Genomic DNA, 15,396 nt, shown 5'->3' with positions numbered 1-15,396 from the left:
CCAAATCGCAAAGTATATCCGTTTACAGAATGAACCACCGCCGCCACCCCGATGAGGTGACAACGGTGGTACTGGCACATGGACAGTTTTTTATGTCTCAAACGGCAGTATGACATGCCGATCGCTGATGATCCGCGCCTTCTCCACGTGCGAAAACACGTCCCGCTGCCGAAACGGGTCTTCTAAACCCATCCGGTCAGAGTTCTTCACGTGTTGCACGTACTGTATCGCTTCCAGGTGATCGCCCAGGAGCAGCTCCTGAATTTTGGGTGAAAGTTTTCGGCGAAACACGTTCACACTCTCTGCCTGGACGACGACCATCCCGTTGGCAATCGCCATCGCCAGCGCTTTTGGCGGAACCATCAGACTGTCGAAACCAAGTGCGGCAGCAGCGCTTCGCTTCATCGCATGCGGTGCCGCGCTCAGTGACGAATAGCGCAGGTCGGGGCGGGACAGCATCCGGTTGAGATAATATGTCGCCATCGCGACGGCGTCCAGTTTGGCTGGCTGACGGTAAAACGGATTGGCGTTGTTCAGCGCGATGTCCGCCCCCCGATAGCAGGCGTTTGCAAATGACTGCAGCGACGCTGCGGGCACGACGTAGCTGCCATCAAGAAACAGCAAGACCTCCCCGCTGGCTTCCCCAGCGCCGATGGCCCTCCCCACGTCGCGTCCCAACTCGAACGGATAAACCACACAGGTGACCGGGTGACTCCAGACCATGTCCACCGTACGGTCGCGGCAGCCGTTGACAATCACAATGATTTCCTTGGGCCGCAGCTTTTCCACCTGCCGCAGCACCGCTCCAATCGTCTTTTCTCCATTGCTGACCGGGATAATTACCGAGAGCATCCGGCTGTTTCTTGCCAGCTGTTGGGGCGTTAGCTGCTGCCCGGATGATGGTTTAGCGCGGACGACGCGTTTTGGGCCCGGTTTTGCGCTGAGTCTTTTGTTTGGCTTTTCGAACGACACGCCAATCCCCCCCTGTCGTCCCTCTCATCATCTGACTGTATACGGTCCGCAGGTGCAACTGCGGAGGGACTAACAGCAGATCCCGATGACGTTCGTGATCGTAAAATCCTGCCCGCTCTCCCCTTTCTCGCAGACAGGTGGCGATGGCATCCGCGTGATCGCTCAATTCAAGATCAACAGCTCTATCGTTTCGCCCGGCGCGTGAATTGTTCAGCCGCGCCGTATTGATCGGGCAGACTCTGGTAATCGCCAGACCTTGCAGTGCGGCTTTGACCAGCGCCCTGGGCGGGACAGCCAAATCCTCGAAGCCGATCCGTTCGGCCGCCTGCCGGCTCATGGCGTGCGGAACGGTGGTCAGGGAGCTGCCGGCCAGATCAGGCCGCCCCACGATGTGATTCAACAGCCGTCTGACCTGGGTGACTGTTCCGTTATACCGACAGCCGGTGGAAGCGTTGAGCACCACATCCCATCCCTTTTTCACTTCGTCCACGTACTGACGAAGTTTGGAAGCCGGCACCAGACAGTCCGCATCGATGAACAACATGATGTCGCCTCTGGCAAAAAAAGCTCCTATGGCACGACCAACATCCTGACCGAGAGTGGGAACCGCTTCGATAACCTTGGCTCCTTGTTCCAGCGCCCGTTTGGGTGTGTGATCCGTCATGCCGCTGCATACGACGATCACTTCCGTTGAAGGGGACACACGCCGTGCCTCTTGGATGACCCGGACGATTCGCTGGGCCTCGTTTTGGACGGAAATAATCACGGACACTTCAGGTGCAGGACATGTCGTGCTGTCCATTGCGTTTCCCCCTTCGCAGGAATATCGGGTCTCATCCTACGATACGCCGGGAGGAGGCTAATGGACACGGCTGCTGTCACAGCCGTCCCTGAGCAGAATTAAAGGGCCGCATGTGCACCACCGATCCGCTCTGTCCCAACTCATGATCCCACATGCTCAGTGTTTGTTGGAAAGCGGTATTCCATACGAAAGAAGGACGCCCGGTTGGGGACGTCCATCCTCAGGAATCAGGACCAATGCGCACGGCGTGGCAGATGCCGCAGTCTCTCCCAACGGCGGCGGCGAGATCGCGCAACCGTCAGGACAAACAAAAACAGGTTTAACATCAGCCAGGCAAAGAAAATCGCGTATCGCGGCCATGCGGAATCCGCTTCCTTCTCCTTGGGTGCGGCATCCGCAATCGCGGCGGCGCGAGGGGGATCTTTCCGCAGTAACGGCAGCGTCTGCGTCATCTCCCCTGCCCTGACCAGCAGCTGGCCGTCGGCAGTCAGCTCCGTTTGCGGCTCCGTCCGTTTGGGGACTGTGGCGTACAGATCAGTCTCTGCCTGATAGGTGACCGCAGGTGCAGCATCGTTGGCCGCCGCTTCCTGACCAAATGTTTGGCCGGCAGTGGCCACCTGTCTGGTCTCATAGTGGGCAAACCCATAGTCCAGCATGGCGGTCACGTCCTTGTAGGCGTATGCGCTGGACCCTGCTTTCATCGTGACCGCGATCAGTTCTGTTTCGCCGCGCTTGGCCGAACCCACCAGCGTGTGCATCGCCTGGTCGGTAAAACCGTTCTTGATCCCGGTCGCCCCTTCGTAATTGCGGAGCAGCTTGTTGTGATTAATCAGCTCCGTCTGCCATTCGCGACCGTTCCACGGCAGGCGGACAGTGGCCACGATCTCGCGGAAGGTCGGGTTTTTCATCGCATATTGGGCGATTTTGGCCATGTCTGCCGCAGTCGTATAGTGATTGGGATCATGCAAGCCGTGTGCGTTTGCAAAATGGGTCTCAGTGACACCCGCTTTTTCCTGCAAGTATGTGTTCAGCAGATCGGCGAAATGCTCGACGCTGCCGCCCAAATGCTCCGCGATCGCAGTCGCCGCGTCGTTGCCGGAATTCATCAGCAGCCCGTACTCCAGCTTGCGTAAGGTGACCTGCTCCCCTTCGCCCAGGTACACGCGTGTGCCTTCTTCGTAGCGCGCTCTTTTGGAGACGGTTACAATATCATCCGGATTGCCGTTTTCAATCGAGTAAATCCCGGTGGCGATTTTGGTAATGCTCGCCGGATACAGGCGAAGATGCGGATTTTTTTCAAACAAAATCTGACCCGTTGCCGCGTCAATCAGTATGGCAGATTCCCCGTAAATGCCGCTGGGTGTCAGATTGTCTTCCCCACGGGCGGATGCGGGCTGCACGTTGAAGCTGCACAAAACGCAGGCTGCAACGAGCAGGTACGTAAGCAGTAGACGCATGGTTGTCGGTTCCTTTCTTTGTACTTGCGGGCATCAGCACGTCCGTGCTCGGCTAGCCCAGTCGCTTGCCCAGCAGATCGTGAATCATTTTAAATTTCGGATTGTCTTGAAAAGCCTGTTCAAAACCGCTTACGTGTTCGCGGTACAACGCTGCCGCTGATTCAAAATCCTGCTTCACGTACAGCGAGAAGATTTCTTCCAGTTTTTCCTCAAGCGACGTGTTCACTTCCGGCGGCGTCAAAATCTCCTGGCGCAAGCTGTTCATCAAGACGTCCAACTGGTGCGTGATCACGGACGCCTCGTGGAGCTGCTGCATCACGTTTTCCGGGATGTTCCCGGCGTATTTGTAACGCAGCTCGTGTTCGTTCGTCGCCCAAAAATTCATGCCCAACGTACGAATTTGAATTTCGCAGAACAGCGTGATTTTTTCACTTCCGTGGTACACTGTGTAGGAAACGATCATGTGGATGCTGCGGTATCCGGAATCCTTGGGCGTTGCGATGTAGTCCTTGATGTCGTGGACTTCGATGTCCTCCCGCTCCTGCAACAGCTGCTGGACTTCACGCACGTCATCAATGTACCGGCAGACGATGCGCAGTCCGGCGATATCCGTAATCTCCCTGGCCACTCGCTCCTGCCAGGTGTCCTGCTGAAAATCGATCCCTCTTTCCTGCGCTTTCTTGATCAGGCTGTCAACCTTTTTCACCCGCCCGACGACGAACTCGATGGGTGAATAACGGCCTCTTTTCAAAAAACCGTACTTGATGCCCTTCAATTTCAGCTTGAGTTCATCGACAGCCTGTTCGTACGGGGCCAGAAAATGAACAAGGTTGTTCAGCACCTTGTTGGGTACGTGTGTAGTGCTCATGCAAATTCACCTCCATGTCACTCCCAGAGGAAAGGCGAGTCTCCACAGCGGCTGCGGGTTCATATACGTGTTGTGAGATCAGCATGCCGCAGTGCAGATGGATGGGGACCTGTGAAAAAAACGGTGCTCCCCATGCGGTCGATTATTCGGCCGCGTCTGAGCCTGTCCGCAAACAATTTGCGGCTTTCCCGTGACGACGCGCTGACAGCTAAACGGCATCGTCATACGGCCTTGGGGCAGGCATGAGATACGTATCGGAAAAATACGGCATCTAAAGCGGAAGTGTGCCGCGTTTATCTCTGTCTGGTCGGCATCGATTCGTTCCGTGTTGTGCCGCATCTGGTTCATCTGTGTGCTGACAGTCAGCTTGTCGGCGGCATTCGTGTTGGGGGCGATGATCAGGCTGGCGAAATGCTGCTTGTCCACCGACAGCACCAGGTACGCGCCCGGCTTTCGCATTTAAGGGAATGGAAATCCAATGACCAGGTATATGGGCGAGCAATCAAAATGACGCATTCCCTTCCATTTTCCAGTATACCAAAAGAATACGGGAAAGGAAAAAGAAAAAGAAGGCTAACCATCCAGCCTTCCTATTGTTCCTGCTCCGCCTGTCTTTTGTTGTAATCGGCCATCATCTCCATGATGGATGTCATGTTCGTCAGCATCTCGCTTGCCCGTTTTGTCTTCTGCGAGATGGAGGTAAAGTCAATCTTCCCTTTTTTTCGGTCCTTCCAGCGCCTGAACAGCTCCCCTGCCTTTTCAGGATTGGAGCGGATACTGGAGATGCGAGCAGCGTCCTGCATCAGCCACGCCTTGAAATCGGGATTGTCCCGCAGCAGGCGTTTTACTTCTTTCTTTTTCATTCCCGGACGTCACTCCTTTCCGTCAGCCATGGTTAGTTTGCCTGTTCCCTACACCATATGACTAGTCCCGGAATATGATTGTGTGTTTACACCGGGAGAAAAAGAAAGGGCGTGTGCACCACGCACACGCAAAGAAAAGGCCCCTGTCCGGGGCCTCGTTCATCCAGTTATTTGCTTTTTGTCAGATGTTAGCTGCGACCAGCCAGTTGTTGTTCAGCAAAGCTTACCAGACGCTTGGTGATTTCGCCACCTACAGAACCGTTTTGACGGGAGGTGGTGTCAGGGCCAAGAACTACGCCGAATTCAGCAGCGATTTCATACTTCAGTTGGTCAAGCGCTGCGTTTGCTTGAGGAACTACCAGGTTGTTGGATCCACCAGTGTTGTTTGCCACGTGTGATTCCTCCTTCATAACAAGTTTTCTCCCGGGACGGGGTTGAACCGCCAGCGAAGCCGCTTCTCTCCGATGAGACCGAGAGGCGGTGGAGTGAGAGCAACTCTGGCTCTCTCGTGTTACTATCATCCCTCCGTTGAACGCATCCATGCAGTGTTCGTCGATGTAAAATCTGTCAAGGTTGATCGTACGCTTTGTGTTATAATGGGGCGAGACAGTTGGACACGAGAGGAGTCGCGTTTTTGTGAACCACCCCGAAAAAGTTCTGCTCATTGACGGTATGAGTTTTTTGTTTCGTGCGTTTTACGCCTCCGCCTGGGCGGGCGGGTATCGGCAGACCTCACAAGGCGTTTATACAAACGCTGTCTACGGGTTTACGAAAATGATGCTGGACTACATCGATCTGGTGCGCCCCACCCACGTCGCCGTCGGCTGGGATGTGGCTGCGCGGGACACCCTGATTCGCTGTCAGTGGTACGAGGGATACAAGTCCAACCGGGTGGCACCGCCTGAAGAACTGGTCCCCCAGTTTGATCTGGTCAAGGAGGTGACGGATGCATTTTCCGTCCCCAACCTGGGCATCCCGGGATATGAAGGAGACGACATTCTCGGCACTGTCAGCACGCGGCTTCAGGCCGAGGGGCATCAGGTGGTCATCGCGACCGGTGACTATGACAGCCTGCAGCTGTTGTCCGAGCAGGTCAGCGTGAAAATCCTGAAAAATGGCGGCAAGCACGAACACTACACACCCGCCAGCCTGCTGGCCGTCCGCGGGATCAATCCGGAACAGGTCGTCGACGTAAAGGCATTGATGGGCGACGCCTCCGACTGCATTCCCGGCTGCCCGGGGATCGGCGAGAAGACGGCAGTCAAGCTGATTGCCGCCCACGGCTCGCTGGACGGACTGTACGCCAATCTGGATGCATGCACGCCCAAAATGCGCGCCAAACTGGAAGAACACCGCGAACAGGTGTATCTGAGCAAAAAGCTGGCGACGATTTTCCGCGATGCGCCGATCGATTTTTCACTCGAAGCGGCAAAATGGGAGTACGATCGGGAACGCGTTCAAGAAAAGTTTGCCGAACTTGAGTTTGGCCGCACCTTGGTCAGCAGGGTAAGCTGAGTCACGACAGCGCCGTCTGCCATGATGTTGCGGCGACGATAGAGCGAAAACACGCTCGAGTCGTCGCACCGCCAACGTGCACGCGAAAAATCCCGGCCCTTTTGAATAAGGGTCCGGGATTTTTTCAATTAACATGCGCGGCGGTTGTTCACGATTTGTATCGTTCCTCAAATACATCGAGAAGCAAACGGGTGTTCTCTTCTTCCTGGCAGTCCCATGTCGCGGCAAAGCGGACCCGGTGGGAGACCCCCAGGATGTCGTACTTCTGGACCAGGTGTTGACGGGGCGAGCCTACGATGAGACTGTGCAGCCGCACTTGTTTGCGCTTGGCCAGATCGGCCAGCATCTCGCGCACGTACAGGGAAAGGCCGCCCACCCCATCCGTCACCATGACGAAATCAGCCCCGCGAAACTGCTGGTTCTCCTCCACGATTTGAATCGCCCGCTTCATGGGCGCATCAAAGTGCGTTCCGCCCCCGAAAGCCATTTGCGCCAGCGCGTAAAACGCGGGCCAGTCCGGCCGCCGATGGTACAGAGCCTGTTCGCGAAGTTCTCCTTTTGCGCCAAACAGCAGCAGCAAAAAGTCTCGTTTTTCCAGGAGGCTGAGCGCGGCAAACGTCATGACAAACAGCTGGGCCAGGCGCAGTTTGCTCCCCCGCATCGAATGGGAAGTGTCCAGCATGCAGATCACGGGACCTTTGGGCGGCTCCTCCAGCCATCCGACAGTGTCGTACGTCATCAGCTTCTGCTCTACCCACTTGAGCAGAAAATACGTCTCGTAATCCGCATCGGCCAAAAGGCCGGCTTCGCTTGGCAGCATGTGCGCGATGTCGCCCGACTGCCTCAGATCGTAGTATTCTTCCGGCAGCCGCCGCGAGCGCATCTGCTTCCTTTTTATCCGGACGTGATGGACGTTGCGCCCCACCTCGTTAAGGAAATCAACCAGGTCCGGATGCCGTTTCAACTTTTCCAGCCACTTCATATATTGTTCAAAGCTCTGGCGCCGGAGCTTGCCCAACTCATGCCCCCAGCGGCGGTTGGCAAAGCGCTGGCTGGCCGTAAGCAGCTCATGGACGAACAACGATTCGTCCGATTCCTGCGACAGCGTCTCTTTCAGGGAACGGTCCAGCCACTGCCCCAGCTCCTGTTCCAACTGGGCCACGGCCTCCCGTTCCTGCCTGGACAGCCGCTCTCGCTGTTTTTCCCGCTGGCCCAGCTCGTCCTCCAGCTTTTTGACTTTTTGCTGCAGCTTGGGGCGCTTGGTCACATTCACCCGCATCTCTTCCCGCAGTTCCTGAATGCGCGCTTTCAGGGAGCGGATCTCCGCTTCCACCAGCGGCCGGGTGTCCATCGCCTGCTGTTTGTCCTCTACCATGCGCTTGCCCTGCTGCAGCGTGTAGCCGACAAGCTGAAGCTTGGCAACCTGTTTTTCCGTCAGCAGCTCGGACAATTGGGCCTGTTCTCTGCCCTCGTGTCCCTGCTTTTGCTTAAGTCCGGCGACCAAGGGCGTCAGCTGCTGTTCCCGCTCCCGGCGTTTTACTTCTTCCGCGTATGACGCCGTCAGCCACATGAGCGCCTTGATGGCCGTCTTGAAGGCGGCGCTCTCATTGCCTGCCGTCCGCGGGTGGATCATCCGGTAAAAATACTGTTTCATCAGCGTCTGCACCATCCAGCGGTGAAACGGCGGTGCGTTTTGCGTCTGGTCAAGTTCGGGTTGGACAAGATAAAACGCCAGGAAAAAATCGGCCAACAGTTCGCGGTCGAACCACGGCGCCCGCGCTTTGGCTTCTTCCATCCATTCGCGCGCTGTGCGCGACGAGTACTGGTACGCATCAAACAAGTAGCGGTCGACCCGACTGGCACGAATGATCATGCGATTGCATCCTGCCTTCCTACAACGTGTAATCGTATTCGGTGCCGGGAAGTTCCCGGTCAAATACCGTACGGTAGATGCCCTGCAGCATTTGCAGGATTCGCTCACCTTCAATGCGCAGATGGGCGTATTTGACTGTGTATTTTTCCGGATTGGGCAGCAGTCGGTTTTTCTCCCGCACGAACGCGGTCAGATCCTGCTCCCGCTGCTGCCACTGAAGCAGGCGGTTGCGCAGGTCGCGGCCGGTCTCTTCCAGCTCCAACCGGCATTCGTCGAGGAGCGAACGGTAGCGCTCGGCGGCCTCTTTTCCCAGTTTGGCCCCGATCTCTTTCTTAAACTGAAACGCATGCAGATCGGCTTCTTTTTCCATCCACTTTTCAGCGGTCTGCTTTGAACGGCGAAGCGGCAAGTCGTGCTCCATGTCTGCTTTCAACTGTTCGGTGAAGCGCTGGTCAAACAGTTCCTGCAATACAGGCAAATCTTCCGGCACGTCCCAGAGCATGTGCGGGGTAAACACCGTATCCCAGATCGAGACACTTTCACGGCCGTGAAGGGCGGCCGATGTTTTCCAGACGTGGGCAATCTTGCTCCATCGCCGGTCAGAGAGGACGAACTCCTTTGCTTCCATATCCTGCTTCAAGCGGTAGAGGAAATAGATCAGCGATTCCGGGATGCTGACCCGGGACGCTTCGCGCTGGATGTCCTTCACGTCATGGAGGGAAAAGACAACCGGCAGCGGTTCGCTCGGCAGTGAAAACATTTTTTCGTAGCTGGAGGCCTGCTGCAGGTAGCCCACCTCGTAGCGGATGAGAAAGCGGTCGTACAGCGCGGTCAACTGTTCATCCTCGTCCGGCAGCTCGTTGGACGCAGCGATTAAAAACAGCAGCGGCACCGCCTCTTTTTCCCTCCCGTTGAAATAGACGCGCTCGTTTAGGATGGAGAGCAGGGAGTTGAGGATCGCACTGTTGGCTTTAAAGATTTCGTCAAGAAAGGCAAATTGGGCAGACGGCAGGTAGCCTGCTGTCTTGCGCACGTACTGGTCCTGTTTTAACTGCTGCAGCGACACGGGGCCGAAAATTTCGTCGGGCGTGGTGAACCGCGTCAGCAGGTATTCAAACCAGTGTTCGGAGCCGAACAGTTGAGCGACGGCCCGGGCCATCTGCGATTTGGCCGTACCCGGCGGCCCGATCAGCAGGGCGTTCTCTCCGCTCATGATGCCCAACAGCAGCAGACGGATCAGCTCGCTTCGTTCGAGAAAACGGCGCTCCAGTAGTTCGACTGCTTGTTCCAATTTGTGTGTCAATGGGATTGACTTGTTCATCATCGCTGGCGCAATCGTGCTGTCACGGCAGACGTGCTGCGCCGTTCCCCCTCCTCGTGCAAGATGTGATTGGTATCGGTTGGCACTCTCTACCTGTAGTGTATACATCCTGATCGGACCACACAAGCCAATGCACGAACGCGGGGTACGGCGGCTGGCATGAACGCGGCGGCACGCGCGTATGATGGAAGGTGTGTGTTGGAAACAATATCCAACAAGAGCAAAACATGCAAAAGGAGGATCGTCATGCCCCAGCTTCACCTGTCTGATGAAGAATACAATCATCTGATGGAACGGATTTTTAAAATCCTGAGCCGAACAGAAGAGCTGGACCACGTCACCCATCACTGGATGTGGGAAGTGTGGCGCGTGCTCTACTATAGTAAACTGTAAAAAATTGTAAGATAGAATCCGCTATCACCCATGTCTGTACCTCCGCATAGTGTGTGAACAAGAGAGGTTTGCCCGACACACGAGAAGGAGGGATGGGCATGGGTGTTGAACTGTCCTGGCTCCACGGGGTGTACGTCCTGTTCGTAATCGGCATTATCGCCACCATGGTGCACCGCCGCGATACCAGTCTCATCTGCATCGCCGGGATCGCCGCGCTCGGCCTGACGGCTACCGGTTCAATATCGGCGGCGGTGGGTGGCGTGTTCGGCAGCTTCATATACGCGATAACGGAACTGCTGCCGACGATTCTGGTCATCTGCATCATCGTAGCGATGAGCCGCGTGCTGACCGAGACGGGCATCAACGAAACGATGATCCGGCCGCTGGCCTCGCTGGTGCGGACGCCGGCGCTGGCATACTGGGTGATTGGCATTGTCATGATGATCATGTCCTGGTTCTTCTGGCCTTCGCCAGCTGTGGCGCTGATCGGCGCGGTGATGCTGCCTGTCGCTCTCCGTGTGGGGCTGCCCGCTGTCGGCGCAGCCGTCGCGATGAACCTGTTTGGTCACGGCATCGCCCTGTCCGGTGACTTTATCATCCAGGGTGCACCCACGCTCACCGCAAAGGCGGCCGGCCTTCCCGTCGCCGAAGTGATGACCGCCAGCGTGCCGCTGGTCATCGTGATGGGGACGGTTACCACTCTGACCGCGTTTTGGTACCTGAATAAAGACATGAAAAGCGGAGCACTTCGCGTCGATCCGGAAGCATCAGCCATACTCTCCGCGCCTCGCGACACCGCACCTGTCCGGCTTTCGCCCGTGCTGCGCAGCGGGCTGGCGACGCTGGTTCCCCTGTTGTTTCTATTGGATGTCGTGGCCATGTTCGCGCTGGATCTGAGAGGAGGCGACGCCACCGCATTGGTCGGCGGCACCGCGCTGTTGATCCTGTTAATGGTCACCGTGCTGGCCCACAGACAGGCTGGTCTGGAACAGGTAACCGCTCACCTGATCCAAGGATTCCAATTCGGATTTCGCGTATTTGGTCCCGTCATCCCCATCGCTGCGTTTTTCTACATGGGTGACAGCGGCTTCGTCAGCGTGTTTGGCGAGATGCTGCCGAACGGTTCCCATGGGATCGTCAACGATCTGGGCGTCGCTCTCGCCCACACCATCCCGATTGGCAAGGAGGTGGCCGCTCTCGCCCTGACGACGATCGGCGTCATCACAGGATTGGATGGCTCAGGGTTCTCCGGGATCACGCTGGCCGGTTCCCTTGCCCAACTGTTTGCGACCGCACTGGGAAGCGGAGCGGCGACGCTGACAGCACTCGGGCAAATCGCCGCCATCTGGGTGGGCGGCGGCACGATTATCCCGTGGGCGCTGCTTCCGGCTGCCGCCATCTGCGGAGTCGATCCGTTCGAATTGGCGCGGCGCAATCTCTACCCGGTCGTGATCGGCCTGCTGGTGACCACGCTGGTGGCCATGTTTCTGATTTGAATAGGAGAAAAAAAGAAGCCTCAGCCAGTCGGTGAGGCTTCTTTTATATAGTAATATGTGGTAGCTGTCAATTCTTTTTCGTTTTCAGGAATAGTCCCTCACGCGCGCGTCTGCTCCAGCTCTGCCTGGAACTGTTCCCGATCGGTAATCGGCGCGCGGCAGGCGAAGTTTTCGCAGATGTAGGCCGTCACTTCGCCTCCCTGCATCACTTTGTCCCGGACCACTTCAGCCATGCTGCCCAGCTCTTCGGTCGGATCGTGCAGCACAGTCACTGTGAACGGGGCGTAACCGCTGCGCGTCTCCTGGAGAAACGCCTGCGTTCGCTCATCGTCTCTTGGGCCCGCGATAACCACCTGCCGCACCGGATGCAGGAGCAGCTGCATCGCCAAGAGGGAAAAGCTGTACCCGATGGGGTACTGATTGATGCTCCCCGCAAATGTCGTCAAAAGGCGCTCCGCCTTGTCGCGCAAATCGCTTCGTCCCGTCAGGTAGAACAGCCGCAGGAAGGTGTAGGCGGCGACGCCGTTGCCGGAAGGAGTCGCGCCGTCGTATATTTCTTTGGGTCGGGCGATGAGTTGTTCGCCGTCACTGCCGTAGAAGAACAGTCCGCCGTTTTCTTCATCCCAGAACAGGCGGAGCAGATCATCGGCCAGCTCCAGCGCCCGCTTGAGGTGCTGCGGCTCCTGTCCGGCCTCATACAATTCCGTAAGCCCCCAGATGAGAAAAGCGTAGTCGTCCACGTAGCCGAGATACGCCGCTTCTCCGTCGCGGTAGCGAGCCAGCAGACGGCCGTTGGCGTCGCGCAGTTTGCTCTCGATAAACTCACATGCCCGCTCCGCCGCCTCCAGATATGCGGGCTCTTCCAGCACCAGCCCCCCTTTGGCCAGCGCCGCGATCATCAAGCCGTTCCAGGACGTCAGAATCTTGTCGTCCTTGCCCGGATGAGTCCGCTGTTTCCGTCGGGCAAACAGCTTCTGGCGCGCTTCTTCCAATCGCTGCGTCAATTCCTCAACAGTCATTCCCCGGCGGCGGGCGAACGCATCCAGATCGGTCCCGATCAGATTGGGGATGCTGCGTCCTTCAAAATTGCCGTGTTCCGTGATGTCATACGTCTCGCAGTATAGCTGCCCCAGTTCATCACCCAGCACATCGCGCACTTCCCACGGCGTCCAGATGTAGAATTTGCCTTCTTCTCCTTCCGAATCGGCGTCTTCCGCCGAATAAAAGCCTCCGTCCGGGTCGGTCATGTCGCGCAGGACGTAGGTGAAAATGTCGCGGGCGACGCGGGCGTAGTCGCGTTTGCCGGTGGCCTGGTACGCCTCCAGATACGCGTAGGCCAAAAGCGCGTTGTCGTAGAGCATCTTTTCAAAGTGCGGCACCAGCCACTTTTGATCTACGGAGTAGCGGGCGAATCCGAATCCCACGTGGTCGTAAATGCCGCCGCGGTGCATGTGCTCCAAGGTGGTTTCCGCCATCTGCAGCGCCTCCGTCTCACCCGCCGCCTTGGCGTGGCGCAGCAGGAAAATGAGGTTGTGCGGCGTGGGAAACTTGGGCGCTTCGCCAAAGCCCCCGTAGATGTCGTCAAACTGCTGTTTGTACAGCTCCAACGCTTTCCCAAACGTCTCCCGGCTCAGCGTCCCCGGAGCGGTCCGGGCCATCTGCGGCGCCAGTGTGTTGTAAATGTGGTCCACACTGCGGTCGATCCGTCCCCGGTCATTCTCCCAGACCTCGGAAAGCTGCCGCAGAATGTCCATCACGCCCGGCCGTCCCCACTTGGCCGACTTGGGAAAATACGTCCCGGCAAAAAACGGCTTTTTCTCCGGCGTCATCACAATGGTCAGCGGCCATCCGCCCTGTCCGGTCATCGCCTGGCAGACCGTCATGTAGATGTGGTCAACATCCGGCCGCTCTTCCCGATCCACTTTGATGGCGACAAACTTTTCGTTCAGCAGCGCGGCCACTTCTTCGTCTTCAAACGATTCGCGTTCCATCACGTGACACCAGTGACAGGTGGAGTAGCCGATGCTGAGGAAGATGGGTTTGTCTTCCTGTTTGGCTTTGGTGAACGCTTCTTCTCCCCACGGATACCAATCAACGGGGTTGTAGGCATGCTGAAGCAAATACGGTGATTTTTCTTTGGCCAATTGATTGGGTTTGCGGTGCGTTGTCATGGGGAACAACCCCTTTCCTACTGGATTTTATTGTATATGACACATAGCATACCCTGCATGAACAAAAAACACGACTGCCCCATTTCCATCCAATCCTTGTTTTTCGTACAGGAAAATCGGAGTGCCGCATGTCAGTCGGCAAGCGGAAAGCGCGCTTGGGCTCCGCTTTTGCGCCGCCTGCGGATCAGCCATTCGGCAGCGATCAGGTTGGGGACCCAGCACAACCAGGCGTCAATCCGGTAGATGCGGTTAAAGTCACCCAACAGCAAGTCGGATTGTGAGAGGCTTTCAACCGGGATGGTCAGCATCCCCAGCAAACCGAGCCAGAACCGCAGCGTGACGCCTGCAAACGTCAGCGCGTAGCTGCGCAGCATCCATTCCCGATGCTGCTCGACCTGCTTTTGACGAATCCGTTTGTACCCGAGATAGGTGGCCGCCAGCCAGACCACGTCCAACGCCAGGAATCCCGCTTGACTCATCACCCCTCCGAGTGCCTCAAAGGCCAGGTAGATGCCGGAGACCCCTCCAACCCCGATCGACAATACATACAGTTTGCCCAACTGGCGATGCAGGCGCAGGTGTTTTGTCTGAAGCCGCGTGCTGAACAACAACGGCCCGACGGCCAGAGCGATCGCCGATCCGACGGCATGCAGATACAGGAAATTGACCCACTGTGTATAAGGAAACTCTTTATCCAACAAATGCAGCTGTACCAGCCCGGCGCTTTTCGGGTTGAACACGACAAACTGCACAATCGCATACGCGGAAACGACCAAAGCCAGTACAGACGCGACTCCCATCCATATTTTTCTCATCTTCACCTGTTCACTCCGTTTGACAGAAATAGTTGCAAATGCAGGTCATAAAACTCCATAAATTGATCAGAGTTGTATAGATGCGCGGTAAGATAAGCGCCGTAGAAAATGGTGAACGTGACTTTCACCAGGTCATCCGTCGGCAGGTGGTCCGGTATGTCCCCGTCTTCCTTCGCTTCCTCGATAAACTGAGTAAACAACGCACCAAGATTGGGCGCTTCCGCGTCAACAAGCGTTTCTTTGTCGGGATACAGAATCTGGATTTCCGCTTCACTGAGGGTCGGCATATGGGGGTGCATGTTTACTTCCGTCATAAACCCGATCAAGCTCAGCATCAGTCCCGGCCTTTCCCTGGCGTCTGCGGCAACGTGTTGAAACAGATGACGGATCGCCTCGATTCCCCGTTTCGGATGCAGCTTGAGTTCGATCATACGCTCCGTAAGCCACAAGCACATGAAGTAAATCAGTACGTCTTCTTTTTGCGGAAAAAATTTAAAAAAAGTGACCTTCGAGACTTCCGCTTTTTCGCATACGTCTTCCACCTTCACGTCTTTAAACGACTTTTTGCCGATCAGATCGAGACTTGCCTGAAAGAGCGCAATTTTCGACTTCGCCTTTTTGAGCTCACGCAGTGGCACCTTTTTACCCATCAGTTGGTTCTGCCCTCCTTTTCCGATAGCTTCCGGTTGTATCTTTTCCTGCAATCCGGATATTTGCTAATCCCTCCACTTGATCTTTTGACTTTAGTTAAAAGGTTAACCCCGGTTAAGTTATTTAGTCAAGTTATTTTTTGATTGCGAGCATAAACATAAAAAAGAGGGACATTTTTACATGTCCCTCTTTACAGATC

General features: G+C 56.3%; 14 protein-coding genes. 3 read left to right on the top strand and 11 right to left on the bottom strand.

Translation table 11 applies throughout. From position 1 onward, the window contains the following. Window positions 1–90: 90 nt before the first annotated feature. From ETC00_RS04950 to ETC00_RS04925, 6 genes are all read right to left on the bottom strand, one after another. A complete protein-coding gene (locus ETC00_RS04950; protein ID WP_171564847.1) occupies window positions 91–852 on the bottom strand; it encodes a glycosyltransferase family 2 protein in 762 nt (253 codons plus the stop codon). Window positions 853–904: 52 nt separating this feature from the next. Further along, window positions 905–1,774 carry a glycosyltransferase family 2 protein gene (locus ETC00_RS04945; RefSeq protein WP_171564846.1) on the bottom strand — a complete coding sequence of 290 codons (870 nt, stop codon included), beginning with the start codon at window positions 1,772–1,774 and terminating at the stop codon, window positions 905–907. 227 nt (window positions 1,775–2,001) lie between these two features. Beyond that, window positions 2,002–3,231 (bottom strand): D-alanyl-D-alanine carboxypeptidase family protein, encoded by a 1,230-nt coding sequence (locus ETC00_RS04940; RefSeq protein ID WP_171564845.1) that lies wholly within the window; start codon window positions 3,229–3,231, stop codon window positions 2,002–2,004. A 52-nt stretch (window positions 3,232–3,283) separates the two neighbouring features. Continuing rightward, complete coding sequence (locus ETC00_RS04935) at window positions 3,284–4,099, bottom strand: GTP pyrophosphokinase (protein ID WP_171564844.1); 816 nt, start codon at window positions 4,097–4,099, stop codon at window positions 3,284–3,286. 590 nt (window positions 4,100–4,689) lie between these two features. Further along, window positions 4,690–4,962 (bottom strand): hypothetical protein, encoded by a 273-nt coding sequence (locus ETC00_RS04930; protein WP_171564843.1) that lies wholly within the window; start codon window positions 4,960–4,962, stop codon window positions 4,690–4,692. A 188-nt stretch (window positions 4,963–5,150) separates the two neighbouring features. Further along, on the bottom strand, window positions 5,151–5,354 hold the full coding sequence (locus ETC00_RS04925; RefSeq protein WP_304414317.1) for an alpha/beta-type small acid-soluble spore protein: 204 nt from the start codon (window positions 5,352–5,354) through the stop codon (window positions 5,151–5,153). A gap of 244 nt (window positions 5,355–5,598) precedes the next feature. Here ETC00_RS04925 and ETC00_RS04920 point away from each other — a divergent pair, with 244 nt between their 5' ends. Further along, window positions 5,599–6,477 carry a 5'-3' exonuclease gene (locus ETC00_RS04920; RefSeq protein ID WP_171564841.1) on the top strand — a complete coding sequence of 293 codons (879 nt, stop codon included), beginning with the start codon at window positions 5,599–5,601 and terminating at the stop codon, window positions 6,475–6,477. Window positions 6,478–6,625: 148 nt separating this feature from the next. Here the strand turns inward: ETC00_RS04920 and ETC00_RS04915 are convergent, their stop codons facing one another. Together ETC00_RS04915 and ETC00_RS04910 are read right to left on the bottom strand one after the other, a co-directional pair. Further along, entirely contained in the window at window positions 6,626–8,350 is a 1,725-nt protein-coding gene (locus ETC00_RS04915; protein WP_171564840.1) for a hypothetical protein, read from the bottom strand. Between the two features lie 19 nt (window positions 8,351–8,369). Beyond that, a complete protein-coding gene (locus ETC00_RS04910) occupies window positions 8,370–9,671 on the bottom strand; it encodes an AAA family ATPase (RefSeq protein WP_171565018.1) in 1,302 nt (433 codons plus the stop codon). Between the two features lie 246 nt (window positions 9,672–9,917). Here ETC00_RS04910 and ETC00_RS04905 point away from each other — a divergent pair, with 246 nt between their 5' ends. After that, complete coding sequence (locus ETC00_RS04905) at window positions 9,918–10,064, top strand: hypothetical protein (protein ID WP_171564839.1); 147 nt, start codon at window positions 9,918–9,920, stop codon at window positions 10,062–10,064. 98 nt (window positions 10,065–10,162) lie between these two features. After that, window positions 10,163–11,560 (top strand): hypothetical protein, encoded by a 1,398-nt coding sequence (locus ETC00_RS04900; protein WP_171564838.1) that lies wholly within the window; start codon window positions 10,163–10,165, stop codon window positions 11,558–11,560. A gap of 98 nt (window positions 11,561–11,658) precedes the next feature. Here the strand turns inward: ETC00_RS04900 and ETC00_RS04895 are convergent, their stop codons facing one another. The 3 genes from ETC00_RS04895 to ETC00_RS04885 all read right to left on the bottom strand — a co-directional run bounded on the left by ETC00_RS04895 (window position 11,659) and on the right by ETC00_RS04885 (window position 15,196). After that, window positions 11,659–13,731, bottom strand: a complete 2,073-nt coding sequence (locus ETC00_RS04895) for a thioredoxin domain-containing protein (protein ID WP_171564837.1) — start codon at window positions 13,729–13,731, stop codon at window positions 11,659–11,661. Between the two features lie 131 nt (window positions 13,732–13,862). Continuing rightward, window positions 13,863–14,546, bottom strand: a complete 684-nt coding sequence (locus ETC00_RS04890) for a DUF2306 domain-containing protein (RefSeq protein ID WP_171564836.1) — start codon at window positions 14,544–14,546, stop codon at window positions 13,863–13,865. Window positions 14,547–14,548: 2 nt separating this feature from the next. Continuing rightward, window positions 14,549–15,196, bottom strand: coding sequence for a TetR/AcrR family transcriptional regulator (locus tag ETC00_RS04885; protein WP_171564835.1), 648 nt, complete (start codon window positions 15,194–15,196; stop codon window positions 14,549–14,551). Window positions 15,197–15,396: the final 200 nt, after the last annotated feature.

This window comes from Brevibacillus sp. MCWH (genome assembly GCF_013096935.1).
In the GTDB taxonomy this organism is placed as follows: Bacteria; Bacillota; Bacilli; order Brevibacillales; family Brevibacillaceae; genus Brevibacillus; species Brevibacillus aydinogluensis.
The sequence above is the reverse complement of the archived record's forward strand: the minus strand, read 5'-3'. Positions and strand labels throughout refer to the sequence as shown.

What these genes read in the sequence shown, in the direction of transcription:
- ETC00_RS04910 (WP_171565018.1), bottom strand. Translation starts at nt 9,671, where the DNA reads ATGAACAAGTCAATCCCATTGACACACAAATTGGAACAAGCAGTCGAA.
- ETC00_RS04895 (WP_171564837.1), bottom strand. Translation starts at nt 13,731, where the DNA reads ATGACAACGCACCGCAAACCCAATCAATTGGCCAAAGAAAAATCACCG.
- ETC00_RS04900 (WP_171564838.1), top strand. Translation starts at nt 10,163, where the DNA reads ATGGGTGTTGAACTGTCCTGGCTCCACGGGGTGTACGTCCTGTTCGTA.
- ETC00_RS04950 (WP_171564847.1), bottom strand. Translation starts at nt 852, where the DNA reads ATGCTCTCGGTAATTATCCCGGTCAGCAATGGAGAAAAGACGATTGGA.
- ETC00_RS04935 (WP_171564844.1), bottom strand. Translation starts at nt 4,099, where the DNA reads ATGAGCACTACACACGTACCCAACAAGGTGCTGAACAACCTTGTTCAT.
- ETC00_RS04930 (WP_171564843.1), bottom strand. Translation starts at nt 4,962, where the DNA reads ATGAAAAAGAAAGAAGTAAAACGCCTGCTGCGGGACAATCCCGATTTC.
- ETC00_RS04940 (WP_171564845.1), bottom strand. Translation starts at nt 3,231, where the DNA reads ATGCGTCTACTGCTTACGTACCTGCTCGTTGCAGCCTGCGTTTTGTGC.
- ETC00_RS04890 (WP_171564836.1), bottom strand. Translation starts at nt 14,546, where the DNA reads ATGAGAAAAATATGGATGGGAGTCGCGTCTGTACTGGCTTTGGTCGTT.
- ETC00_RS04905 (WP_171564839.1), top strand. Translation starts at nt 9,918, where the DNA reads ATGCCCCAGCTTCACCTGTCTGATGAAGAATACAATCATCTGATGGAA.
- ETC00_RS04885 (WP_171564835.1), bottom strand. Translation starts at nt 15,196, where the DNA reads ATGGGTAAAAAGGTGCCACTGCGTGAGCTCAAAAAGGCGAAGTCGAAA.
- ETC00_RS04945 (WP_171564846.1), bottom strand. Translation starts at nt 1,774, where the DNA reads ATGGACAGCACGACATGTCCTGCACCTGAAGTGTCCGTGATTATTTCC.
- ETC00_RS04915 (WP_171564840.1), bottom strand. Translation starts at nt 8,350, where the DNA reads ATGATCATTCGTGCCAGTCGGGTCGACCGCTACTTGTTTGATGCGTAC.